This window comes from Bartonella sp. B1099, from assembly GCF_944801835.1.
GTDB lineage: Bacteria > Pseudomonadota > Alphaproteobacteria > Rhizobiales > Rhizobiaceae > Bartonella.
Genome location: NZ_CALYLN010000001.1, coordinates 542,834 through 565,372 on the forward strand (window position 1 = coordinate 542,834; position 22,539 = coordinate 565,372).

At 37.9% G+C, this 22,539-nt stretch carries 27 protein-coding genes; 20 read left to right on the top strand and 7 right to left on the bottom strand.

What is annotated here, in order from left to right; genetic code table 11:
* The first annotated feature begins 22 nt into the window (after nt 1-22).
* The 20 genes from korA (at nt 23) to virB11 (ending at nt 14,794) form a co-directional block, all read left to right on the top strand.
* Entirely contained in the window at nt 23-322 is a 300-nt protein-coding gene (gene korA / locus NNJ73_RS02400; RefSeq protein ID WP_254492554.1) for a KorA family transcriptional regulator, read from the top strand.
* The gene (gene trwL, locus NNJ73_RS02405; RefSeq protein WP_254492555.1) at nt 285-608 is read left to right on the top strand and encodes a VirB2 family type IV secretion system major pilin TrwL; all 324 of its coding nucleotides are present in this window, start codon (nt 285-287) and stop codon (nt 606-608) included. The genes korA and trwL (NNJ73_RS02405) overlap by 38 nt, the downstream gene beginning before the upstream one ends.
* Nucleotides 609-742: 134 nt before the next feature.
* A complete protein-coding gene (gene trwL, locus NNJ73_RS02410) occupies nt 743-1,063 on the top strand; it encodes a VirB2 family type IV secretion system major pilin TrwL (RefSeq protein WP_254492556.1) in 321 nt (106 codons plus the stop codon).
* 139 nt (nt 1,064-1,202) lie between these two features.
* The gene (trwL, locus tag NNJ73_RS02415; RefSeq protein ID WP_254492557.1) at nt 1,203-1,520 is read left to right on the top strand and encodes a VirB2 family type IV secretion system major pilin TrwL; all 318 of its coding nucleotides are present in this window, start codon (nt 1,203-1,205) and stop codon (nt 1,518-1,520) included.
* Between the two features lie 120 nt (nt 1,521-1,640).
* A complete protein-coding gene (locus NNJ73_RS02420; protein WP_254492558.1) occupies nt 1,641-1,952 on the top strand; it encodes a conjugal transfer protein in 312 nt (103 codons plus the stop codon).
* A gap of 12 nt (nt 1,953-1,964) precedes the next feature.
* Entirely contained in the window at nt 1,965-2,273 is a 309-nt protein-coding gene (locus NNJ73_RS02425) for a type IV secretion system protein VirB3 (protein WP_005774510.1), read from the top strand.
* Nucleotides 2,274-2,275: 2 nt separating this feature from the next.
* Nucleotides 2,276-4,747 carry a VirB4 family type IV secretion/conjugal transfer ATPase gene (locus NNJ73_RS02430; RefSeq protein ID WP_254492559.1) on the top strand — a complete coding sequence of 824 codons (2,472 nt, stop codon included), beginning with the start codon at nt 2,276-2,278 and terminating at the stop codon, nt 4,745-4,747.
* Nucleotides 4,744-5,484 carry a type IV secretion system protein gene (locus NNJ73_RS02435; protein ID WP_254492560.1) on the top strand — a complete coding sequence of 247 codons (741 nt, stop codon included), beginning with the start codon at nt 4,744-4,746 and terminating at the stop codon, nt 5,482-5,484. The genes NNJ73_RS02430 and NNJ73_RS02435 overlap by 4 nt, the downstream gene beginning before the upstream one ends.
* 188 nt (nt 5,485-5,672) lie before the next feature.
* On the top strand, nt 5,673-6,518 hold the full coding sequence (locus NNJ73_RS02440) for a type IV secretion system protein (protein WP_254492561.1): 846 nt from the start codon (nt 5,673-5,675) through the stop codon (nt 6,516-6,518).
* 244 nt (nt 6,519-6,762) lie between these two features.
* A complete protein-coding gene (locus NNJ73_RS02445) occupies nt 6,763-6,906 on the top strand; it encodes a TrwH protein (protein WP_254475109.1) in 144 nt (47 codons plus the stop codon).
* Entirely contained in the window at nt 6,903-7,655 is a 753-nt protein-coding gene (locus NNJ73_RS02450; RefSeq protein WP_254492562.1) for a type IV secretion system protein, read from the top strand. Before NNJ73_RS02445 ends, NNJ73_RS02450 begins: the two co-directional genes overlap by 4 nt.
* A 119-nt stretch (nt 7,656-7,774) precedes the next feature.
* Complete coding sequence (locus NNJ73_RS02455) at nt 7,775-8,620, top strand: type IV secretion system protein (RefSeq protein WP_254492561.1); 846 nt, start codon at nt 7,775-7,777, stop codon at nt 8,618-8,620.
* Between the two features lie 244 nt (nt 8,621-8,864).
* A complete protein-coding gene (locus NNJ73_RS02460; protein WP_254492563.1) occupies nt 8,865-9,008 on the top strand; it encodes a TrwH protein in 144 nt (47 codons plus the stop codon).
* The gene (locus NNJ73_RS02465; protein ID WP_254492564.1) at nt 9,005-9,751 is read left to right on the top strand and encodes a type IV secretion system protein; all 747 of its coding nucleotides are present in this window, start codon (nt 9,005-9,007) and stop codon (nt 9,749-9,751) included. Before NNJ73_RS02460 ends, NNJ73_RS02465 begins: the two co-directional genes overlap by 4 nt.
* Nucleotides 9,752-9,870: 119 nt before the next feature.
* The gene (locus tag NNJ73_RS02470) at nt 9,871-10,716 is read left to right on the top strand and encodes a type IV secretion system protein (protein ID WP_254492561.1); all 846 of its coding nucleotides are present in this window, start codon (nt 9,871-9,873) and stop codon (nt 10,714-10,716) included.
* Between the two features lie 244 nt (nt 10,717-10,960).
* The gene (locus NNJ73_RS02475; protein WP_254475109.1) at nt 10,961-11,104 is read left to right on the top strand and encodes a TrwH protein; all 144 of its coding nucleotides are present in this window, start codon (nt 10,961-10,963) and stop codon (nt 11,102-11,104) included.
* Nucleotides 11,101-11,802: a virB8 family protein gene (locus NNJ73_RS02480; RefSeq protein WP_254492565.1), complete on the top strand. Its 702-nt coding sequence runs from the start codon at nt 11,101-11,103 to the stop codon at nt 11,800-11,802. Before NNJ73_RS02475 ends, NNJ73_RS02480 begins: the two co-directional genes overlap by 4 nt.
* A 13-nt stretch (nt 11,803-11,815) precedes the next feature.
* Nucleotides 11,816-12,622 (top strand): P-type conjugative transfer protein VirB9, encoded by an 807-nt coding sequence (gene virB9 / locus NNJ73_RS02485; protein WP_254492566.1) that lies wholly within the window; start codon nt 11,816-11,818, stop codon nt 12,620-12,622.
* Nucleotides 12,622-13,758, top strand: coding sequence for a type IV secretion system protein VirB10 (virB10, locus tag NNJ73_RS02490; protein WP_254492567.1), 1,137 nt, complete (start codon nt 12,622-12,624; stop codon nt 13,756-13,758). Before virB9 ends, virB10 begins: the two co-directional genes overlap by 1 nt.
* Nucleotides 13,733-14,794: a P-type DNA transfer ATPase VirB11 gene (virB11, locus tag NNJ73_RS02495; protein ID WP_254492568.1), complete on the top strand. Its 1,062-nt coding sequence runs from the start codon at nt 13,733-13,735 to the stop codon at nt 14,792-14,794. Before virB10 ends, virB11 begins: the two co-directional genes overlap by 26 nt.
* 1,542 nt (nt 14,795-16,336) lie before the next feature.
* On the opposite strand, the gene NNJ73_RS02500 is transcribed toward virB11, so the two are convergent.
* The 7 genes from NNJ73_RS02500 to rimM all read right to left on the bottom strand — a co-directional run bounded on the left by NNJ73_RS02500 (nt 16,337) and on the right by rimM (nt 22,464).
* Nucleotides 16,337-17,116, bottom strand: a complete 780-nt coding sequence (locus NNJ73_RS02500; RefSeq protein ID WP_254492569.1) for a succinate dehydrogenase iron-sulfur subunit — start codon at nt 17,114-17,116, stop codon at nt 16,337-16,339.
* Between the two features lie 14 nt (nt 17,117-17,130).
* The gene (gene sdhA, locus NNJ73_RS02505) at nt 17,131-18,975 is read right to left on the bottom strand and encodes a succinate dehydrogenase flavoprotein subunit (protein WP_005774221.1); all 1,845 of its coding nucleotides are present in this window, start codon (nt 18,973-18,975) and stop codon (nt 17,131-17,133) included.
* A 6-nt stretch (nt 18,976-18,981) separates the two neighbouring features.
* A complete protein-coding gene (gene sdhD / locus NNJ73_RS02510; RefSeq protein WP_254492570.1) occupies nt 18,982-19,368 on the bottom strand; it encodes a succinate dehydrogenase, hydrophobic membrane anchor protein in 387 nt (128 codons plus the stop codon).
* Nucleotides 19,369-19,386: 18 nt separating this feature from the next.
* The gene (gene sdhC, locus NNJ73_RS02515) at nt 19,387-19,788 is read right to left on the bottom strand and encodes a succinate dehydrogenase, cytochrome b556 subunit (protein ID WP_254492571.1); all 402 of its coding nucleotides are present in this window, start codon (nt 19,786-19,788) and stop codon (nt 19,387-19,389) included.
* A gap of 487 nt (nt 19,789-20,275) precedes the next feature.
* Entirely contained in the window at nt 20,276-20,704 is a 429-nt protein-coding gene (gene rplS, locus NNJ73_RS02520; RefSeq protein WP_254492572.1) for a 50S ribosomal protein L19, read from the bottom strand.
* 209 nt (nt 20,705-20,913) lie between these two features.
* On the bottom strand, nt 20,914-21,612 hold the full coding sequence (gene trmD / locus NNJ73_RS02525; RefSeq protein WP_254492573.1) for a tRNA (guanosine(37)-N1)-methyltransferase TrmD: 699 nt from the start codon (nt 21,610-21,612) through the stop codon (nt 20,914-20,916).
* 306 nt (nt 21,613-21,918) lie between these two features.
* Complete coding sequence (gene rimM, locus NNJ73_RS02530; protein WP_254492574.1) at nt 21,919-22,464, bottom strand: ribosome maturation factor RimM; 546 nt, start codon at nt 22,462-22,464, stop codon at nt 21,919-21,921.
* Between the last annotated feature and the right edge of the window lie 75 nt (nt 22,465-22,539).

Below are 22,539 nucleotides of genomic sequence, written 5' to 3' on the forward strand. Positions count from 1 at the left end.
TCTTCTAATTGAGGGCAAGAAAATGAAAATGATAGAACAAAACAGCGTTGATATAGCATTTAATCAGAGAGCGGCACGTGAAATTACAGTTGTGATGCGTTCAGAGAGAGAATGGTATTTTACGTTTGTTGCCGATGATCCAATCACCGGAAAACCCGATAAATATACATTACTTACACAAAGAGGAAAATTAAGAACTTGGGCTAATCCCAAATATCTCTTTAAGTTTCTTCATGAAAGAGGGGTCATTTGTGGGAGTTTTAATCTTAATCAGGATAAAGAACATGAAACAATTAAATATTCTTCGCCCAACAGCTCGTAATAAAATTTCTGCATTTTCTGCAGCTTTAACTGTGTTTTTTATGACGCATCCTGTATATGCTAAAGCTACATATTTATCACATGCAGAAGGTGCTTTAGAGAAGCTTAGAGATGACTTAAAGCTGATTATTCCTATTGCTGCTGCTGTTATACTTTTGTGCTTAGCAATTGGTTATGCAGGACGCTACATCGGAAAGGATACATTTGTACGTTGGTCTGTAGGCGTTGTTATTGCAGGATCAGCTGCGCAATTTGCTAATCTTTTATTCAGCGGTACAGCTGCTTGAAATTCACTATGGCAATATAATAAAAATGCCTTATGGATAAGTAAAAGTTATCCATTAATTGTGAATAAGACAATGATATTTTCATTTATATTAAAAATATATGAAATATTATTAAAAATTTTAGTGAGAAGAATATGCGAAAATTAATTAACTTACAGTCAAAAAATAATAATAAAATTGCTACATTTTCTGCAGTTTTAATTGTGTTTTTTATGACGCATCCTGGGTATGCTCAAGCAGCACAATATTTAAAACATGCAGAAGGTGCTTTAGAGAAGCTTAGAGATGACTTAAAGCTGATTATTCCTATTGCTGCTGCTGTTATACTTTTGTGCTTAGCAATTGGTTATGCAGGACGCTACATCGGAAAGGATACATTCGTACGTTGGTCAGTAGGCGTTGTTATCGCTGGCTCAGCCATCCAACTTGCTAATCTTTTATTCAAAGGGGCGTAGCTGCTTGAAATTCACTATGGCAGTATAATAAATATATCTTATAGAAGTAAAATTTATCCATTAATTGTAAACAAGCCAATAATGTTTCATTTATATTAAAAATATATGAAATATTATTTAGTATCTTAGTGAGAGAGATATGCGAAGATTAATTAATTTACAATCAAAAAATAATAAAATTACTGCATTTTCTGCAGCTTTGATTGTTCTTTCTATGAACAATCCTGTATATGCTAAAGCGAAATATTTAGGACATGCAGAAGATGCTTTAGATAAACTCCAAAAAGACTTAGATATAATTATTCCTATTGCTGCTGCTGTTATACTTTTGTGTTTAGCAATTGGTTATGCAGGACGCTACATCGGAAAGGATACATTTGTACGTTGGTCTGTAGGCGTTGTTATCGCGGGTTCAGCAGCCCAACTTGCTAAGTTATTATTTGTAAGTCAGCCGTAAGCTAGTATAATACATAGTGTTTTTAACTTTTGTAAATTATAGGTGTGTACTAGTAATAATGTAGCCATATTGAAAAAAGGAATATTATATAGCAACTTTAATTAAAAGGGGATAAAATATATGAAACAATTAAATACAATTCGGGTAAAAATATGCAATAAGATTAGTTCCATTTTTATCATTTCAATGATTTTCTTAATGTCTCAATCTGCATATGCTCAAACGGAAGCAAAAAGCTTAGATGTTTTCATAGGTATGCAATATGGATTAAGTATACTTATTCCTATCGCTGCTGCCTTTATCCTTTTATTTCTTTTGCTTATTTATATATTTCGTCTCATCGCAAGAGCCACATTTATGCGATGGGCATTCAGCGTCATTATTGCTGGTGCAGCCTTCTATATTAGCCACATATTATTTCATCTCCAATGACAAGAGCATCCCATGAAATCACAAGAACAAAAAGAATTTCCTCTATTCAAAGGAGCAACACGTGTTCCAACGATATGGGGGGTTCCTATGATGCCATTTATCGTTATGCTTATGGGAGTTGCTGTCATTGCTATGACGGTAAGTATCTTTTTGTGGATTATAGCACCACTACTATGGTTCATTATGGTGCAAATTACTAAAAATGATGATAAAGCATTTCGTATCTGGTGGTTATGGATTGACACAAAATTTCGTAATCGCAACAAAGGTTTTTGGGGCGCATCAAGTTATAGTCCCTCTGATTATAGTAAAAGGAGATAAACATGACAGCTGTTGAAAGCAGCAAACGTCTCGCATCAGAGACACCTGTAAGCCTGTTCCTCCCCTATTCCCATCATATTACAGATACGATTATCTCTACGAAGAATTCAGAATATTTGTCAATTTGGAAAATTGACGGACGTTCGCATCAAAGCGCTTCAGAAGAAGATATTTTTCAATGGACAAAAGAGCTTAATAATACTCTACGGGGTATTGCATCAGCTAATTTATCATTTTGGACGCATATCGTGCGCCGTCGTGTTTATGAATATCCTGATTCAACATTTGATCAAATGTTTTGCTATCAGCTTGATGAAAAATATCGGCAAAGTTTTGCTGGTTATAATTTGATGGTCAATGATCTATATCTGACTGTCGTTTTCCAACCGATAGCGGATAAAATTATGTCGTTCTTTTCTAAACATGAGCGCGAAACGCTTGATCAAAAAAAGATGCGACAAGACTCATGTATCAAAGAACTCAATGACGTCAATCGTACTTTAGGTCAATCTTTAAGGCGTTATGGTGCAGAACTGCTTGGTGCTTATGAAAAAAATGGACATGTTTATTCTTCTGCACTTGAATTTCTTGGAATGCTTGTCAATGGTGAATATCGTCCTATGCCAATTTGCCATGATCGTTTTGCTGACTACATGTCTATCAATCGACCATTTTTCTCAAAATGGGGTGCTCTTGGTGAGCTCCGCACAACCAGTGGAACACGTCGATTTGGAATGTTGGAAATTAAAGAATACGATGCAACAACTAAACCAGGACAACTGAATTCTTTGTTAGAAAGTGACTTTGAGTTCATATTGGCGCAGAGTTTTTCAGTGCTTTCTCGGCATGCTGCTAAAGATTATTTGCAGCGGCATCAACGTAATCTTATTGATGCACGTGATGTGGCAACAAGTCAAATTGCTCAGATTGACGAAGCCTTAAACCAGCTTATCAGTGGGCATTTTGTCATGGGGGAACATCATTGTACATTGACCATATATGGTGATACAATTCAACAAATTCGCGACCATATGGCCAAAGCAAGTGCAGCATTATTAGATGTTGCGCTATTACCCAAACCCGTGGATTTGGCGATAGAAGCTGGCTATTGGGCACAACTTCCTGGTAATTGGAAATGGAGGCCCCGCCCTGCCCCAATTACATCACTAAACTTTTTATCATTTTCATCTTTTCATAATTTTATGTCAGGAAAACCCACTGGAAATCCATGGGGACCAGCGGTCACGATTCTTAAAACAACCAGTAAAACACCACTTTATTTCAATTTTCATGCCTCCAAACTTGAAGAAGATTCAACCGATAAGCGGTTACTCGGTAATACCGCACTTATCGGACAATCTGGATCTGGTAAAACTGTGTTGCTCGGCTTTTTGTTAGCACAAGCGCAAAAATTTAAACCAACAACTGTCGTTTTTGATAAAGACCGTGGCATGGAAATTGCCATTCGAGCTATGGGGGGAAGATATTTAACATTCAAGCCAGGAAGATCAAGTGGTTTTAATCCTTTCCAACTTCCCGCCACACAAGACAATCTGATTTTTCTGAAACAATTTGTTAAAAAATTAGCAGAAGCAGGTGGTGAAGTCACACATCACGACGAGGAAGAAATTAATAAAGCTGTTATGTCTGTTATGAGCAGTAACATTGACCTATCGCTGCGTCGTTTGTCTTTTCTGGTGCAATTCTTACCAAATCCGCGTTTAAGTGATTATAATGCGCCTCCATCTGTTCACGCTCGTTTACTCAAATGGTGTGAAGGTGGTGATTATGGTTGGTTATTTGATAATCCCCATGATGCTCTTGATCTTTCAACCCATCAAATTTACGGCTTTGATATCACCGAATTCTTAGATAATTTGGAAACGCGTACTCCAGTGATGATGTATCTGCTTTACCGTACAGAGGGTATGATTAGCGGACAGCGGTTTATGTATATCTTTGATGAATTCTGGAAGCCTTTGCAAGATCCGTACTTTGAAGATTTAGCAAAAAATAAACAAAAGACTATCCGTAAACAAAATGGTATTTTTGTTTACGCAACACAAGAGCCTAGCGATGCTTTGGAAAGTAATATTGCCAAAACACTCATTCAACAATGTGCGACTTATATTTTTCTGGCTAACCCCAAAGCAAATTATGAAGATTATACAAAAGGCTTTAAATTGACAGATACTGAATTTGAACTCGTTAAAGGACTTGGTGAGTTTAGTCGTCAATTCCTCATTAAACAGGGTGATCAATCTGCGCTTGCAGAACTGAATCTTGGTAAATTCCATGTAACAAGCAATGGAAAAACTATCGAACATGACTTTAGTGACGAGCTCTTGGTGTTATCAGGTACACCTGATAACGCGGAGTTAGTCGAAAGAATTATCGCTGAAGTGGGTGATGATCCGGCAATATGGTTACCGATTTTTTTACAGCACGCAAAAAATGACAGGAGGGAAACATGAAGAAACAGGTCATTTCAATAGCAATAGCAATAACCTTAGGAGTCTCAAACCCGGCAATAGCTTTTCCTTTGTTTGGAGCTGGAGTAGCAGATTTATCAGCAACAGTTCCAACAGAATGGCCCAACTTTTGGGGATCATTTTCAAGTAAACCAGCCCCTAAAAAACCTTCACAACCAAAAGTAGATCCTAGAGAATTCCTCGAGGTCGTAAAAAAGATACACGAATCTATAATGGGAAGCCAAAAACCCAACACCCAAAAGCTTAAAAATATACAAACAGATCACAGCAGTTTTTTTCTCAAAAATCCAGAGACGCTTTACAAAAGAAATGAACCTTCTGCTCTATCGACATCCCTTAAAAATATTTTAAAAGAAGAAGAAATTCCTATTTCTATCCATGAATCTAGCAGTTTTATCAATGAGCGCATGCAATATGCAGCCATCACGGATAAAGCTGTAAGTTTAAGGACTTTTCAAGAAGCGAACAACCGTTTTCAGCACATTGAAGAACTATTAAAAAAAATCAAAACAACAAAAGATCTAAAAAGCATTGCAGAGTTACAAGCACATATAATTGGAATGCTCGCTATGCTACAGAATGAAACAGCAAAACTACAAATGGTCGCACATTTACGTAACGCTGAACATACACTTATCAAACAGCAGAAAGATAAACATAACATAAAAATTTTGAATAGTAAAAACACAAAAATGCCTACTATAAAATTTATTAGATAAAGCTTTTTATAATAGTATTTTCTATATTATTTTTCCTGTATGCTCGTAAAAAGAAAAAGTTAATGCATAATACTCAGTTTTCTCTCATAGACTGAGAAGCTCTGTCAAGTTTGACCCACCCTAAAAAATTCAACGAAGAATGCCTAAAAAAACATATAAAACTTGACTATTCGTTAAAGAGGAATGCCATGAACTTCACCGTGTTCACGCAACTTTTCAATATAATTGATCAGATAACAAAAACATATGTCACGGATATTCCCTCAAAAGCAATTGTGACAATCACACCCTTTGTAACAATCGGTCTTACCATCTCTTTCCTCATCTATGGATGGCTTATCATTCGTGGCGCTATCGATATGCCTCTCTCTGGGTTCGTAAATCGTTTCCTGCGAATAAGTATTATTACTTCAATCGCTCTAACCACAGGACTTTATCAACCAGAAATTACAAATTTGATAACTCAAATGCCCTATGATTTATCAAAAGCGCTCATAACAAACCCACTCGATAACACAAAATTAATGGACTTGCTTGATAAAGTAGCAACAAAAGGATTTCAATATGCAAGTCATCTTTTCCAAGAAACCATCTTCTTCGAAGCCAATGGACTGCTTTACGCTTTCTTAGGCATCCTCATCTTGCTGGCAACAAGTTTCGTCGTAGCAATCGGCGGGGGCCTCGTTATACTGACAAAAATCGCTATTACACTTCTCGTGGGACTTGGCCCTATCTTCATCACTGCTTTGCTCTGGCAACCAACCCATCGCCTTTTCCAGCAATGGATAATCCAAGTCGTGAATTACATAATTCTCTTTATACTCTTAGCCACTGTCTTTAATGTGATGATGAATATCCTTGCAAACTATTTAGGTGATATGAAACTCGATTACCAACAAAATATAAGCTTCACGTTTGGGGGAGCTCTCATCCTCTCCATTATATCCATCATGCTGTTACTCAAACTATCAAGCATTGCCAATTCTCTCGCAAAAGGCATGACATTTGGACATCTATGGAAACATAAAAACTAGAGGATAACCAAAAGCAATGATTCCCCTAACAGACACTCTGAATATCCATAGGACAAAATAACCAACATATCCGATCTTACAGTAAAAATATTTGCACTGAAATTGAGCTATTTTCATCAATATAAAAAATGAAATTAAGAAAAGTAAAATAATTATACACTATGCACTTTACTTTACATTCAAAATGGAAATAATGATAATAAATGTTAGGATGCAACTAACAGTAAAAAAGAGTAATATTAAAATGAAAAATATCATTCTGATGATTTTGATTGCAAACCTTCTATCGGCTTGTGCTTTAGCACCAAAGCTCAAACAACCCAATGATAGGAACCGTGTGCCTATTAATAAAACAATCCCTGCCGAAATTAAGCGAGGAGACAGATGAAAAGGCGGTTTATTATAACAGCAATGATTACCCTTTTGGAAATGCTGAATCTAGCTCCAGCAAATGCAGATGCAGATATAAAGCAACAGGATTCTATCCCGCAATTACAGTCACAGCCGCCATCAAAAAAAAATCTGGAAATTATTGAGTTATTAAAAAAACAGATTGAACTGAGCAAAAAGAAATCCAGCGAAACATTAAAGATACATGATTCTATAACCGGTAATGGAATTAAGAAAGCATTGCCAAATGAGAATCAATATTTTCTTAACAATCTGGCGTCAATCTACCCAAAAGTACAAAATGCGTACCAGACCGCCACCTTTACAATTAATAGGCATACTTTGCCATCATTCTATCACTATACTGTTAGAGCTTATGACGAAGAGGAATTAAGAGATATTAAACCAATAGATGAGATGCGTACAAAAATCAATACACGTATCAGATATAAAGGAGTTATCGCTAGAGCTTTAAGTTTACAAGCTCTTCAGGACGTAGATAAGCGTTTTGAAAGAATCGCTAATTTATTAGATACTACAGGCAAAATGCAGAGTTTAAAAGAAGCTACTAAATTGCAAGCAGAGCTAAAGTATATGTTAGCTATGATTCAAAATGAATCTGTAAAGATGCAAATGATCAGAAATTTCTTCAATAATGAAGAAAATCTTATCAAAATGCAAAAAGCCAGAATATATCTAATAGCTAGCCTCCGGCTCTGGCAAATGCCCACCATAAAATTTCCATAAGATTTATCCGATAAAATTCTTTATAACATTTGTTTTCTCTTTTCACGCACATAAAGTCTTTAGCATGTATATGTGTTTTGAAATGATTAAAACTTGACTATTCGTTAAAGAGGAATGCCATGAACTTCACCGTGTTCACGCAACTTTTCAATATAATTGATCAGATAACAAAAACATATGTCACGGATATTCCCTCAAAAGCAATTGTGACAATCACACCCTTTGTAACAATCGGTCTTACCATCTCTTTCCTCATCTATGGATGGCTTATCATTCGTGGCGCTATCGATATGCCTCTCTCTGGGTTCGTAAATCGTTTCCTGCGAATAAGTATTATTACTTCAATCGCTCTAACCACAGGACTTTATCAACCAGAAATTACAAATTTGATAACTCAAATGCCCTATGATTTATCAAAAGCGCTCATAACAAACCCACTCGATAACACAAAATTAATGGACTTGCTTGATAAAGTAGCAACAAAAGGATTTCAATATGCAAGTCATCTTTTCCAAGAAACCATCTTCTTCGAAGCCAATGGACTGCTTTACGCTTTCTTAGGCATCCTCATCTTGCTGGCAACAAGTTTCGTCGTAGCAATCGGCGGGGGCCTCGTTATACTGACAAAAATCGCTATTACACTTCTCGTGGGACTTGGCCCTATCTTCATCACTGCTTTGCTCTGGCAACCAACCCATCGCCTTTTCCAGCAATGGATAATCCAAGTCGTGAATTACATAATTCTCTTTATACTCTTAGCCACTGTCTTTAATGTGATGATGAATATCCTTGCAAACTATTTAGGTGATATGAAACTCGATTACCAACAAAATATAAGCTTCACGTTTGGGGGAGCTCTCATCCTCTCCATTATATCCATCATGCTGTTACTCAAACTATCAAGCATTGCCAATTCTCTCGCAAAAGGCATGACATTTGGACATCTATGGAAACATAAAAACTAGAGGATAACCAAAAGCAATGATTCCCCTAACAGACACTCTGAATATCCATAGGACAAAATAACCAACATATCCGATCTTACAGTAAAAATATTTGCACTGAAATTGAGCTATTTTCATCAATATAAAAAATGAAATTAAGAAAAGTAAAATAATTATACACTATGCACTTTACTTTACATTCAAAATGGAAATAATGATAATAAATGTTAGGATGCAACTAACAGTAAAAAAGAGTAATATTAAAATGAAAAATATCATTCTGATGATTTTGATTGCAAACCTTCTATCGGCTTGTGCATTAGCACCAAAGCTCAAACAACCCAATGATAGGAACCGTGTGCCTATTAATAAAACAATCCCTGCCGAAATTAAGCGAGGAGACACATGAAAAGGCGGTTTATTATAACAGCAATGATTACCCTTTTGGAAATGCTGAATCTAGCTCCAGCAAATGCAGATGCAGCAGTAACTCCCCAATCCGGCAACTCAACCTTAATTTCACAGTCTTCTACTGTACAGACACCTCCTGCTCCACCAGAAGAATATCTGGAGATTATTAAGCTATTAAAAGAACAGCTTGAATTGAAAGAAAAACAGCTTTCGGCAATAGAGGGCACTTATAAAGCTATAACTGATGAAACTATAATTACGGATCCGAGCATTAAAGCTAAGAGGGAAATATATGACAAGCTTTTTTTAAAGAATTCAGATTTGTTCTACAAAAAAAATAAGAATTCAGATGCCTTATATCAACAGATTCTAAAGGAAGAGAAAGAAGCTGCTGAGAAACAAAATCCGTTTATTTCTAATCTTCTTGGGCGTTTACGATATGCGTCAGTTACGGATAGAGCTATAAATCTACATGCTTTGCAAGCATCAGACAGACGCTTTAAGTATATCTTATCTTTGTTAGACACATTTGAGAAAGCAAAAAATTTGCAAGAGATTGCCAATTTTCAAGCAAATGTGGACGGTATATTAGCTATGATCGAAAATGAATCTATAAAACTGCAAATAGCTACGCAATTACGTGATGCTGAGTATGCGCTTACAAAAACGCAAAAGCGCGAATTTGATATGAAAACTTTTGACAGTAAAAACACAAAAATGCCCACCATAAAATTTCCATAAGATTTATCCGATAAAATTCTTTATAACATTTGTTTTCTCTTTTCACGCACATAAAGTCTTTAGCATGTATATGTGTTTTGAAATGATTAAAACTTGACTATTCGTTAAAGAGGAATGCCATGAACTTCACCGTGTTCACGCAACTTTTCAATATAATTGATCAGATAACAAAAACATATGTCACGGATATTCCCTCAAAAGCAATTGTGACAATCACACCCTTTGTAACAATCGGTCTTACCATCTCTTTCCTCATCTATGGATGGCTTATCATTCGTGGCGCTATCGATATGCCTCTCTCTGGGTTCGTAAATCGTTTCCTGCGAATAAGTATTATTACTTCAATCGCTCTAACCACAGGACTTTATCAACCAGAAATTACAAATTTGATAACTCAAATGCCCTATGATTTATCAAAAGCGCTCATAACAAACCCACTCGATAACACAAAATTAATGGACTTGCTTGATAAAGTAGCAACAAAAGGATTTCAATATGCAAGTCATCTTTTCCAAGAAACCATCTTCTTCGAAGCCAATGGACTGCTTTACGCTTTCTTAGGCATCCTCATCTTGCTGGCAACAAGTTTCGTCGTAGCAATCGGCGGGGGCCTCGTTATACTGACAAAAATCGCTATTACACTTCTCGTGGGACTTGGCCCTATCTTCATCACTGCTTTGCTCTGGCAACCAACCCATCGCCTTTTCCAGCAATGGATAATCCAAGTCGTGAATTACATAATTCTCTTTATACTCTTAGCCACTGTCTTTAATGTGATGATGAATATCCTTGCAAACTATTTAGGTGATATGAAACTCGATTACCAACAAAATATAAGCTTCACGTTTGGGGGAGCTCTCATCCTCTCCATTATATCCATCATGCTGTTACTCAAACTATCAAGCATTGCCAATTCTCTCGCAAAAGGCATGACATTTGGACATCTATGGAAACATAAAAACTAGAGGATAACCAAAAGCAATGATTCCCCTAACAGACACTCTGAATATCCATAGGACAAAATAACCAACATATCCGATCTTACAGTAAAAATATTTGCACTGAAATTGAGCTATTTTCATCAATATAAAAAATGAAATTAAGAAAAGTAAAATAATTATACACTATGCACTTTACTTTACATTCAAAATGGAAATAATGATAATAAATGTTAGGATGCAACTAACAGTAAAAAAGAGTAATATTAAAATGAAAAATATCATTCTGATGATTTTGATTGCAAACCTTCTATCGGCTTGTGCTTTAGCACCAAAGCTCAAACAACCCAATGATAGGAACCGTGTGCCTATTAATAAAACAATCCCTGCCGAAATTAAGCGAGGAGACAGATGAAAACAAAACAAGCAAAACCAGTGAAAGCCGAACAACTTAGCAGTTATTACGAAGAAAGCCGTGGTCTAGAACGGGATCTGATAAGCGAATTTGTAAAGTCGCGCAGAACGGCGTGGCGTGTAGCAAGTGCTGTTGGTCTTTTGGGCTTATTCGGTATGATATGTGGTGTCATTGGATTTTCCCAACCAGCGCCTACACCTTTAGTGTTACGCGTTGATAACACAACAGGTGCTGTTGATGTTATCTCAATTATGCGCGAGCACGAAGAAAGCTATGGTGAAGTTGTAGATAGATATTGGCTCAACCAATATGTACTTAACCGCGAAACTTATGACTACGATACCATTCAACTGAACTATGACACAACAGCACTTTTAAGTGCGGCTTCTGTTCAGCAAGAATATTATAAAATCTATGATGGGGAAAATGCACGAGATAAAGTACTTTCCAACAAAGCACGTATCACAGTTAAAGTACGTTCAATCCAGCCTAATGGTCTTGGTCAAGCAACTGTACGTTTTACGACTCAACAACTTGACAGCAGCGGTGCTGCTACTGGACCAAAACAGCACCAGATTGCAACAATTGGTTATACCTATGTCGGTGCACCTATGAAATCATCTATCCGATTGCTTAACCCCCTTGGTTTTCAAGTAACAAGTTACCGTTCTGATCCAGAAATACTGTTGAATGATTAAGGAATTGATTGTTATGAAAAAACTTGCATTCGTTGTTCTATTATCTTCGTTTTCTTCTCTTTATACGGTACCTGTTCAGGCACTCAAAAGTCCATCAAATTCACAATATGATCACCGCATTCGCTATATAACGTATAACGAAGCCGATGTGGTTCAAATTGAAACAGTTCTTGGAGTAGCAACACATATTATTCTTGAAGAAGGTGAACAGTATATCACTCATGCCTTTGGTGATTCAGAAGCCTATGCCTTTGCGCATAAAGGGCGGCATATTTTTATTAAACCAAAAGCAGAACTTGCCAATACCAATCTCATCGTTGTAACTGACAAACGGAGTTACAAATTCCGCCTACAATTTCGAAATGACCGTGCGGGATCAACCTATGAATTGGCTTTCCATTATCCCGATTCAACCGATGAAAAGTCAGAAGAAAACAACCGACGCCTTGCGATTGAACGTGGTTTTCACCAAAGCGTGAAGGGCTATAATCTCAGTTACACCATGAGCGGTCATCAAGATATTGCTCCCATCAATGCTTGGGACAATGGGCGTATTACTTACTTCAAGTTTCCTGCTAACATGGATATGCCATCGATTTATGTCGTAGATGCCGAAGGGAATGAAAGCTTAATACCGCGCACCATTATCGGTAGTTCTAATGATATTATCGCCGTTCATAAAGTTAATCCTAAATGGCTCATACGACTTGGTAAACGCGCTCTCGCTGTTTTTAATGAAGCCTATGACCCCCATGGTATACCAAACACAACAGGAACAGTATCCTCGGTGGTTTATCGTATCAATAAAGGAGGAAAATAATGTTTGACAATAAGGAAGGAGATGAAAAAGGTAGAAAACTGGACAATATAGAGCAAAAACATATTGAAGATGCCTATGGGAGCTCCGAACTAGGTTCAGATCGCCGTCCAACAATTCCAGGGACCCGTGCATTGTTAATCGTAGGACTTATTGTCATAATAGCGGTACCAATTGCTCTAACTTGGAAAGCTTTAAAAATGGGTAGTACCGTGGAAGTAGAGGAAGAGAAACCACAACAAACGGTACAGCAAATTATACCGAGCTATATCCCTCGGGTTATAGAAGAGCCAAAACCTGTAGAAGAAGAAAAACCAACACAAATTGAAGATTCAAGTCTAGATATTTCACCAGCCTTAGCTAAACTTCTTCAAACAACCGTTCCCCCACATATGCTCCAAGATTCTGAAGAATTAGCGCGTAAACGTATGCTTAGTTCTAGTCTTAACAATGGTGGGAGCGAAGGATCTACAGAAACTAACACATCGAATGATGACAGTGGTGCATTAAATCTCCAACCTGTACGTTTAGGTCAATCACATGCGGTGCAACTTCGTAACCGTGATCTTTTGATTACACAAGGAACGCAAATAGATTGTACATTGGAAACAAAAATCATCACGTCACAACCAGGAATGACGACATGTCATTTAACACGGGATATTTATTCTACAAGTGGTCGTGTTGTTTTGCTTGACCGTGGTTCTAAAGTCGTTGGTTTTTACCAAAGTGGCTTACAGCAAGGACAAACACGTGTGTTTGTACAATGGTTACGCATTGAAACCCCTTCTGGAGTTATTGTCAATCTTGACTCACCCGGTACAGGTCCTCTTGGTGAAGCGGGTATTGGTGGCTGGGTTGATAGACACTTTTGGGAGCGATTTAGTGGTGCAATTATGGTGAGTATCATCAGTGATTTAGGAGAATGGGTGAGAGGTAAAATCAATAAAAGTAGCAAAGAAGATAAAGAAAAATCACAACCTCAAGGTGCTCAGAATGCTGAATCGATAGTAGCCGATGTTCTTCAAAATTCCATCAATATCACACCAACTCTTTACAAACACCAAGGCGAACGAGTGAATATTTTTGTTGCTCGTGATCTGGATTTCAGCGATGTCTACAGTCTCGTCACACGTTAATCCAATACAAAAAGATCAAGCTGTTTCTCAGCTTTTGCAACCGCTTGATCGTTTCTTAGAAGATCCGAAGATCACTGAATTATCGATCTGCCGCCCCTGTGAAGTATGGACAAAAAGCTTCAACGGGTGGCAGGTCCATAGCGTACCTGAGTTAACAACAGCTTTTTTGCAAACGCTTATTACAGCGATTATCGTTTATAACGGAATGGCTCCCAGAAGCATTAATTATGTGCTCTTGCCTGGTGGACAACGTGGTACAATTATCCAAACGCCAGCTGTCGTTGATGGTTCTCTTTCCTTTGTGATTCGTAAACATTCCCTTATCGTTAAGACGTTAGAAGAACTCAAAGAAGAAGGGGCTTTTGATAATTTTTCTGATGTAAGTTTTAACAAGCCTTCAGCAAAAGAAGCCAATAACTTGTTATCGAAGCATGACTTCACGCGGTTGGAACCATTTGAAGTTCAGCTCTTACAACGTAAACGTGAAGGAAAAATTCTTGAATTTTTGGAAGAATGCGTCCTTCACAAACGCAACATTATCATTGCCGGCAAGACAGGATCGGGGAAAACAACATTTGCCCGCTCGCTCATTGAAAAAGTCCCTGTAGAAGAGCGTATTATCACGATTGAAGATGTTCATGAACTTTTTCTACCCAATCATCCTAATCATGTAAATATGATTTATGGCAACAATGTAGGTCGTGTTTCAGCTGAAGAATGCTTAGATGCCTGTATGCGTCAATCGCCTGACAGAATTTTTCTTGCTGAATTACGAGGCAATGAGGCATGGGAATATCTCAATTCACTCAACACAGGTCATCCTGGATCGATTACAACGACGCATGCCAACAGCGCTTTGCAGACATTTGAGCGCTGTGCCACCTTGATTAAAAGATCAGAAATTGGCCGCCAACTCGAGATAGAAATGATCAAGATTGTTCTTTACACAACAGTTGATGTCGTGTTGTTCTTTAAAGATAGAAAGCTTTCTGAAATCTTTTACGACCCGATTTTTGCTAAATCAAAAATCGCTTAAATAAGGATTACACTCTCGATAAGAGCACACAAATAAAAAAAGCCGTAACCAATTGTTACGGCTTTTTATTGAATATTCTTCTTCTCTTTGCTTCTCAAATGTATTTTCTACACTCTTCATGAACAAAAAAAGAAAAAAGCGAACAGATAAAAACTTCAAAAGAAAACAAAATCGCATATGAAGTTTTATTCTTTTATCTTTGTTCATTCTCTCGATTTATCTTTTAAAAATGTATACTTGATGCAAAAGAGAAAAAGTAAATTTTGATTCGCCTATCAATAAGAACTTCATGAAACAAATACCGATCATCACCAATAATTATCATCATCAAAACAAAAGCTTATTTTAAGCGATCAATAAATATTTTTTTAATCAAACAATCTCCAGATACAGAGAACCCAATATAAGTATAGTATCATTCTGATTGAGCATCTATAAATCACATTTCATTCGGGAATAAAAAGTATAGTGACATATCGATCTTCCTCGGAAGAAGAAAGATTCTTATCCTATACCAACTTTTAAACAATCAAATTTCTCTAAAGAAAGCTTTGCTAACCATATCACGTGGCGCTATACCCACCCCAAAGGATTAAACTTCTCAACCCAAACGTGATCTTTAACTCTCTGTCTCTTTGCCTAGCAGGGTGAACTTTTAACCACTTTAAGCACCACATCGCAAATGACGGTATTTTACAGCACAACCAAATAAATACACAAAGAATAACGGATCATATCATTAATACTTGTAGAGCTCTTTTTTATATTAAGAAATATATTTTATACTGAAAAATAAGGATTAAACTTATATAAATTTGATATTTCCTCAAAAGCCTTTTGGGCTCTCTAATAAATTCAAATCATTTGACGTTATAACAGTTTTAAATTCCTGTCCCCTTAATTATATAATCTATCAGAATAATGGAGAGTGATCTTATGCTCTCCAATTTTGAGAACTATAAATTTTGTTTTTTTTAATGTACTTAACAATCGAATACCTAAAACAAAATATGACCTTTAAATATATGTGATGATGATATCAAAGCGCCCAATCACTGCATATCAGCAGTATTTTCGATATTATAATAAACGTATCGTAAAATTACGAACTATCGTCATTCCTTTTTATTTCATTTGAATGATTTACATGCGTTATAATGTTTGTATTATTCTTTGTTTTTTGTGCCCTATTGATATAAGGTAGCCTTCTTTTATAAAAAACGATCAATCAAATCATGCATTAAAATGAGAATTTTGATACGAATTTAATGAAAACAAAAACACAATTTTCCGTGTTCCACTTTACTGTTTATGAATCGGTCCATTTGCACAGATAAAACTCCACTATGAGCTTTCTTAAGCCCATACAGTTAGCAAGGATTGCTTTTACAGAAAAAACTTCATTTTTAAAGATTACTTCACTTTTAGAACAACATAGTTAACGACCTCATCATAAGAGGTTCATGCGCTTTTATAGATTAAATCTCCAAAGATACATGCTATTTCTAGCCTTAACCTTTACTTTCATGAAGTCGTCATTTTTTAAAGGCGGCGTTCAACCATGAGTTTTTTAATTTCAGCAATTGCTTTTGCTGGATTTAATCCCTTTGGACAAGTTTGTGCACAATTCATAATCGTATGACAGCGATAAAGGCGGAAAGGATCTTCTAAATTATCCAGACGTTCACCACACATCTCATCACGTGAATCTGCAATCCAGCGATAAGCTTGGAGCAAAACAGCAGGACCCAAATAACGATCACCATTCCACCAATAACTTGGACATGATGTTTGACAACAGGCGCACAAAATACATTCATAAAGACCATCAATTTTTTGGCGGTCGGAATGACTTTGTAACCACTCTTTTGCGGGCTCCGGCGAAACAGTCTGCAACCAAGGTTCAATGACTCGGTGTTGAGCATAAAAGCGCTTTAAATCAGGAACCAAATCTTTCACGACTGGCATGGAGGGCAAAGGATAGACCTTAATGGGGTGCTTTACATCATCCATACCTTTGGTACAAGCCAATGTATTGGTTCCATCAATATTCATCGCACAAGAACCACAGATGCCTTCACGGCAAGATCGACGAAGTGTCAAAGTCGGGTCAATATGATTTTTAATAAACAAAAGCCCATCCAGAATCATAGGACCACAAGCAGAACGATCCACATAATAGGTATCCAGATGGGGATTTTTCTCATCATCAGGAGACCAACGATACACGTGAAATTCTGTCAGTTTTGTCGCACCTTCAGGTTTAGGCCAAACCTTTCCTGGTTTTACTTGAGAATTTTTGGGAAGCTTAATTTGTACCATATTTCATTCTCCCCTTAATAAACCCGTTTTTTAGGTGCAATGCGCTTTAAATCGATTCCACCATCAGCTTCAGATGTTAATGGGTCCACATGGACAGGTCGATATGATAATGTCACCTTACCTTCTTTTGATAAATGTGAAAGCGTATGTTTTCGCCAATTTTTATCATCACGCTCTGGATAATCTTCACGGGCGTGAGCGCCACGGCTTTCTAAACGTGCTGCCGCAGAATGAACAGTCATGATTGCATTTGCCATGAGATTTTGAAGCTCTAAGGTTTCAACCAAATCAGAATTCCATATCATGGAACGATCTGTGACTTTAAGGTCAGACAATTCCTCCCAGATTTTATTCATCCGTTGGCATCCCTGTTGCAAAGAATCTTCTGTCCGGAAGACTGCTGCATCTTCTTGCATGGTGCGTTGCATTTTTTCACGCAATAGAGCTGTTGGTATCGCTCCTTGTGCAAAACGTAAACGATCAAAACGCGCCATAATTTCGTCAACAGCTTCTTCATTCAAAGGCGGAATTTCTGCATTTCGGTCAATAACTTCCCCCGCACGAATGGCAGCAGCACGCCCAAACACCACAAGATCAATCAATGAATTTGATCCCAAGCGGTTAGCACCATGAACAGAAGCACATCCCGCTTCACCCACTGCCATCAGTCCTGGCTGAATACGATCAGGCGAATCAGCTGTTGGATTGAGAACTTCGCCGTAGTAGTTGGTAGGAATCCCGCCCATATTATAATGAACCGTTGGCAAGATGGGGATCGGTTCTTTTGTGACATCCACCCCTGCAAAGATTCGAGCGGATTCAGAAATCCCTGGTAAACGCTCGTGTAAGATTGCAGGATCAATATGATTGAGAACCAAATGAATATGATCCTTCTTAGGTCCAACGCCACGCCCTTCACGAATTTCAAGCGTGATACAACGTGAAACCAAATCGCGTGAAGCCAAATCCTTAAAGGAAGGCGCATAGCGCTCCATAAAGCGTTCACCTTCAGAATTGATTAAATACCCCCCCTCACCACGAGCGCCTTCTGTAATGAGACAGCCAGAACCATAAATCCCTGTGGGATGGAATTGCACAAATTCCATATCTTGAAGGGGTAATCCAGCCCGTGTGATCATTCCACCCCCATCACCCGTACAGGTATGCGCTGATGTCGCGGAAAAATAAGCACGTCCATAACCACCGGTTGCAAGAACAACCATCTTAGCAGAAAAACGGTGTATTGTACCATCATCGAGATTCCACGCCACAACCCCCGTACAAACCCCATCGGTCATGATAAGATCGAGTGCAAAATATTCAATAAAAAATTGCGCATTATGCTTTAAGCTTTGTCCATAAAGCGTATGCAAAATGGCATGGCCTGTACGATCTGCTGCAGCACAAGTCCGTTGAACAGGTGGACCTTCACCAAATTGTGTTGTATGTCCACCAAAGGGACGTTGATAAATTTTTCCTTCTTGCGTTCGGGAAAAAGGAACGCCATAATGTTCTAATTCATACACAGCAGCAGGGGCATTACGCACCAAATATTCCATTGCATCGGTATCACCCAACCAATCAGAGCCTTTCACGGTGTCATATAAATGCCACTGCCAATTGTCAGGTCCCATATTTGAAAGCGATGCGGCAATTCCCCCTTGTGCTGCAACGGTATGTGAGCGAGTTGGAAAAACCTTCGTGATACAAGCTGTCTTTAATCCTTGTTCTGCCATACCCAGTGTTGCACGTAATCCTGCACCACCTGCCCCAACAACAACAACATCAAATTTATGATCTACAGTGTGATAAGGGGCGTTACCTGCTTTAGCGCCCAAAGATGATCTTGTACCCGCCATATTTGTTTAACCCCCTAATGCAATTTTTAAAAGAGAAAAAATAATGACACCGCCCATGAAAAAACAAAATAAAATATTTAACGTCAAAAAGAATAATCGGAAACCTTCACGTGGAATATAATCTTCAATCACCACCTGCATAGTAAGTTTCATGTGATAAAGAACTGAAAGAGTCATCAATCCCATCAAAATAGCAACAATAGGATGTGCAAGCCTTGCACGCACAAGACTATAGTCCTTGCCCACAAGCGAAAGAATAAGAACAATAAAAAAGATCAAAAGTGGTAGATTGATAAACCCTGTCAAACGTTCTCGCCAAAAATGCTCTGTTCCCTCATGTGCACTCCCCCGCCCCCGTACTTTTCCAAGTTCCGTTCGAAAATCTTTTTTCATGTCTCTTTTCACCCCCAGTTAAACAACGGTATATCCAATAATCCAAATTGCAAAAGTAACAATAAGAGAAATAAACACTGTCGCCCAAGCAGTAACTGTTGCCTTTTCTTTTGCCAAAAGGCAAGGTTTCAGATCCCAAACAATGTGGCGAACACCACCAACCATGTGATGAACCCCTGCCAAAGTATAAAGAAACAAAATACACAATCCAAACCAAGAACTATAAATTTCGTGAACAGTTCTAAATGCCTCCTCCCCACAGGCAATAGCAATTAACCAAACGGCAAGAAAAACCGTTCCAACATAAAGGGCCATACCCGTAATACGGTGTGCGATAGACATGGCCATGGTAATTGTCCAACGATAAATACTGATATGAGGGGAACGAGGGCGCTCTTTTATCCTAGTTGTCTCTGTCATAAAATATCCTGACCTGGTTTTTTTTTGCAACCGCAACGAACGAGAAGGTTCACACAAAATGAACAAATATACTCTCTCGTTTTTACTTGTTTGGTATCTCAAGATACCGATTACAGGTCGGTTGTCTCACATAACGGATTAAAGGTCACGCATAAAAAAAACCGATTACTCAACGGATATGATCCGCAAAACTTGCCTTAATCTAATACACTTTTATCTTAACGTCAAAGGTCTAACATCTTTTATCAAATATAAACAGACATTTTTCAAACTATACTTATTCCGTTTGAGTGTCCACGACATGTGCAATGATACCCTGCACTTCACTCAATTATTAAGAATAAAAAAGAGACAAAATTTGGATAGGTCAAACATTTTTATGTCCCCTCCCAGCCTTCTACAAGCCTTTTAAATGACAAAACGAATCACAAAAGACGCAAAGAAGCGGCATAAAAGCCGCTTTTGCATAAAGTATAACCGATAATTTTTACTCAGCAACGTGCATTTCAACATCTGCACTTACAGGGGCTGTTTCTACTTTTTCACCCTTTTTTCGATAATCTCTCTTTTCAGCAATACGGGCGGCTTTACCTCTCAGACCACGAAGATAATAGAGTTTTGCTCGACGCACTTTACCACGACGCACCAGCTCAACCGCTTCAATCAAAGGAGAATAAACAGGGAATACACGTTCGACCCCTTCACCATAAGAAATCTTGCGGACTGTAAAAGTCTCATTCAATCCACCACCGGAACGCGCAATACACACCCCTTCATAAGCCTGAACACGCGTCCGCGTACCTTCCGTCACACGCACCATAACACGGACAGTATCTCCTGGTTTAAAGGTTGGAAATTGGCGCTTTTCTTCAATTTTTGCACATTGTTCAGCTTCAAGCTGTGCGATAATATTCATTTTTTTATCCTTCATGTTCTTTATCGAACAGTCAGAGCGCTCAACTCTTACCCAAAAAGCCTTGTACTACGAAAAGATGCTCTTTAGGCTATGCCTTACACAGGAGCGAATACACCGTTCCTTCATTTTACTTTCGGAACTATAGAAAACCTTTTATTCAAAATTCTCTCAAAAAGAGAGCCATGCAATACACCACCTTATCCTATGAATCAAGTTTTCTGACGATTTTTATCATAACGCGCATAAAGATCAGGACGACGTTGACGTGTTAACAATTCGGCTTGGCTTTGACGCCAATCTGCAATCGCTTTGTGATGCCCTGAGGTTAACACAGGCGGAATCGCTCGTCCTTCGAAAAGAGAAGGGCGCGTGTATTGGGGATGTTCCAGCAAACCATTTTCAAAACTTTCACACTTTGCAGAAGCTTCATTTCCCATCACGCCTGGGAGAAGACGGATAATAGCATCTAAGATAACCAGTGCGGCAGTTTCACCGCCTGAAAGAATATAATCACCAATAGAGACTTCCTCTAATTCCCGTGCTTCTATGACTCGCTCATCAACGCCTTCAAACCGTCCACAAACCAATGTTATGCCCGAATCACCAGCCAAACGACGTGCATAAGCTTGATCAAAAGGCCGCCCACGGGGACTCATCAATAATCTTGGCGAATCCTGTGGACAATGATCAATCGCAGCTGCCAAGACATCTGCCCGCATCACCATACCAGCCCCCCCACCAGCAGGTGTATCATCAACGCTATGGTGTTTATCCAAAGCAAAATCTCTAATCTGCACTGTCTCCAGTGACCAAATTCCGCGCTCTAAAGCTTGCCCTGCTAAAGAATACCCTAAAAAACCAGGAAACATTTCAGGATAAAGAGTTAAAACGCGCGCTTGAAATTTCATTTTTGTTTTTTCATCCTCATTTTATTCAACAAGCTCTTTTAAAGTCAAAATTACACAAACCAATTCCATATAACGCTATAGCGTTATATGGAATCTTCTTAACCTGCAACCTATTCAATAGGGTCCTTTTCATACTTACACTTTCAAAAAAGACTCTAAAAATTCAAGAATATCTCAAGATAAAATGCTTACAATATCTGCTCAAAAGTATTCTCTTAATCTTTGCATACTTTTCACTTTTTATTGATAAAATTCGCCAGTTATTTTTTACTTTCATCTTTATTTTCTTAGATTCAAGCTATTTCGTTACTGATCATTTTCTCTCCCACTGCTCAAGCCAGCCGCCATGGGATCAACAATAAGAAAACCAGAATCCATACAAATTTCTGGTACCGCCACCTTACTAAAAGGAATAAGTACTCTTTTGCCTGTATTCAAACCTATTTCAAGCAAATCGCCAGCCCCGAAATTATAAAAACCACACACTTCCCCTAAGACTTTTCCCCCACAATCTTGAACACGCAGTCCTATTAAATCAACTTGATAAAACTCATCCTCGCCCAAATCATCACTCAATTGATCACGCATCACATAAAGGTGAATCCCTTTCAAAGACTCGGCATCATTACGATTATCGATCCCTTTAAAATGTACAATCGCGTTATTTTTTTGTGTGCGAAGAGTTACAATTTCATAAGAACGCCCCATATCATCATAAAGAGTTCCGTAAGATTTGAAACGCTGTGGCTCAGCACTTAAAATTTTAACAAAAACTTCCCCTTTTATACCATGAGGCATACCAATAATGGCAAGATAGACTTTATTTTTAAGCTTTTCTTTATTATACTTCATACAAAAACATTATCTCTCAAAAGTGAACCCTCAATCTTAATCATTTCTATTCAATCTTGTTGCCATATGAGACAA

Coding starts and splice junctions, on each gene's coding strand:
- korA (WP_254492554.1), top strand. CDS start 23: ATGAAAATGATAGAACAAAACAGCGTTGATATAGCATTTAATCAGAGA.
- trwL (WP_254492555.1), top strand. CDS start 285: ATGAAACAATTAAATATTCTTCGCCCAACAGCTCGTAATAAAATTTCT.
- trwL (WP_254492556.1), top strand. CDS start 743: ATGCGAAAATTAATTAACTTACAGTCAAAAAATAATAATAAAATTGCT.
- trwL (WP_254492557.1), top strand. CDS start 1,203: ATGCGAAGATTAATTAATTTACAATCAAAAAATAATAAAATTACTGCA.
- NNJ73_RS02420 (WP_254492558.1), top strand. CDS start 1,641: ATGAAACAATTAAATACAATTCGGGTAAAAATATGCAATAAGATTAGT.
- NNJ73_RS02425 (WP_005774510.1), top strand. CDS start 1,965: ATGAAATCACAAGAACAAAAAGAATTTCCTCTATTCAAAGGAGCAACA.
- NNJ73_RS02430 (WP_254492559.1), top strand. CDS start 2,276: ATGACAGCTGTTGAAAGCAGCAAACGTCTCGCATCAGAGACACCTGTA.
- NNJ73_RS02435 (WP_254492560.1), top strand. CDS start 4,744: ATGAAGAAACAGGTCATTTCAATAGCAATAGCAATAACCTTAGGAGTC.
- NNJ73_RS02440 (WP_254492561.1), top strand. CDS start 5,673: ATGAACTTCACCGTGTTCACGCAACTTTTCAATATAATTGATCAGATA.
- NNJ73_RS02445 (WP_254475109.1), top strand. CDS start 6,763: ATGAAAAATATCATTCTGATGATTTTGATTGCAAACCTTCTATCGGCT.
- NNJ73_RS02450 (WP_254492562.1), top strand. CDS start 6,903: ATGAAAAGGCGGTTTATTATAACAGCAATGATTACCCTTTTGGAAATG.
- NNJ73_RS02455 (WP_254492561.1), top strand. CDS start 7,775: ATGAACTTCACCGTGTTCACGCAACTTTTCAATATAATTGATCAGATA.
- NNJ73_RS02460 (WP_254492563.1), top strand. CDS start 8,865: ATGAAAAATATCATTCTGATGATTTTGATTGCAAACCTTCTATCGGCT.
- NNJ73_RS02465 (WP_254492564.1), top strand. CDS start 9,005: ATGAAAAGGCGGTTTATTATAACAGCAATGATTACCCTTTTGGAAATG.
- NNJ73_RS02470 (WP_254492561.1), top strand. CDS start 9,871: ATGAACTTCACCGTGTTCACGCAACTTTTCAATATAATTGATCAGATA.
- NNJ73_RS02475 (WP_254475109.1), top strand. CDS start 10,961: ATGAAAAATATCATTCTGATGATTTTGATTGCAAACCTTCTATCGGCT.
- NNJ73_RS02480 (WP_254492565.1), top strand. CDS start 11,101: ATGAAAACAAAACAAGCAAAACCAGTGAAAGCCGAACAACTTAGCAGT.
- virB9 (WP_254492566.1), top strand. CDS start 11,816: ATGAAAAAACTTGCATTCGTTGTTCTATTATCTTCGTTTTCTTCTCTT.
- virB10 (WP_254492567.1), top strand. CDS start 12,622: ATGTTTGACAATAAGGAAGGAGATGAAAAAGGTAGAAAACTGGACAAT.
- virB11 (WP_254492568.1), top strand. CDS start 13,733: ATGTCTACAGTCTCGTCACACGTTAATCCAATACAAAAAGATCAAGCT.
- NNJ73_RS02500 (WP_254492569.1), bottom strand. CDS start 17,116: ATGGTACAAATTAAGCTTCCCAAAAATTCTCAAGTAAAACCAGGAAAG.
- sdhA (WP_005774221.1), bottom strand. CDS start 18,975: ATGGCGGGTACAAGATCATCTTTGGGCGCTAAAGCAGGTAACGCCCCT.
- sdhD (WP_254492570.1), bottom strand. CDS start 19,368: ATGAAAAAAGATTTTCGAACGGAACTTGGAAAAGTACGGGGGCGGGGG.
- sdhC (WP_254492571.1), bottom strand. CDS start 19,788: ATGACAGAGACAACTAGGATAAAAGAGCGCCCTCGTTCCCCTCATATC.
- rplS (WP_254492572.1), bottom strand. CDS start 20,704: ATGAATATTATCGCACAGCTTGAAGCTGAACAATGTGCAAAAATTGAA.
- trmD (WP_254492573.1), bottom strand. CDS start 21,612: ATGAAATTTCAAGCGCGCGTTTTAACTCTTTATCCTGAAATGTTTCCT.
- rimM (WP_254492574.1), bottom strand. CDS start 22,464: ATGAAGTATAATAAAGAAAAGCTTAAAAATAAAGTCTATCTTGCCATT.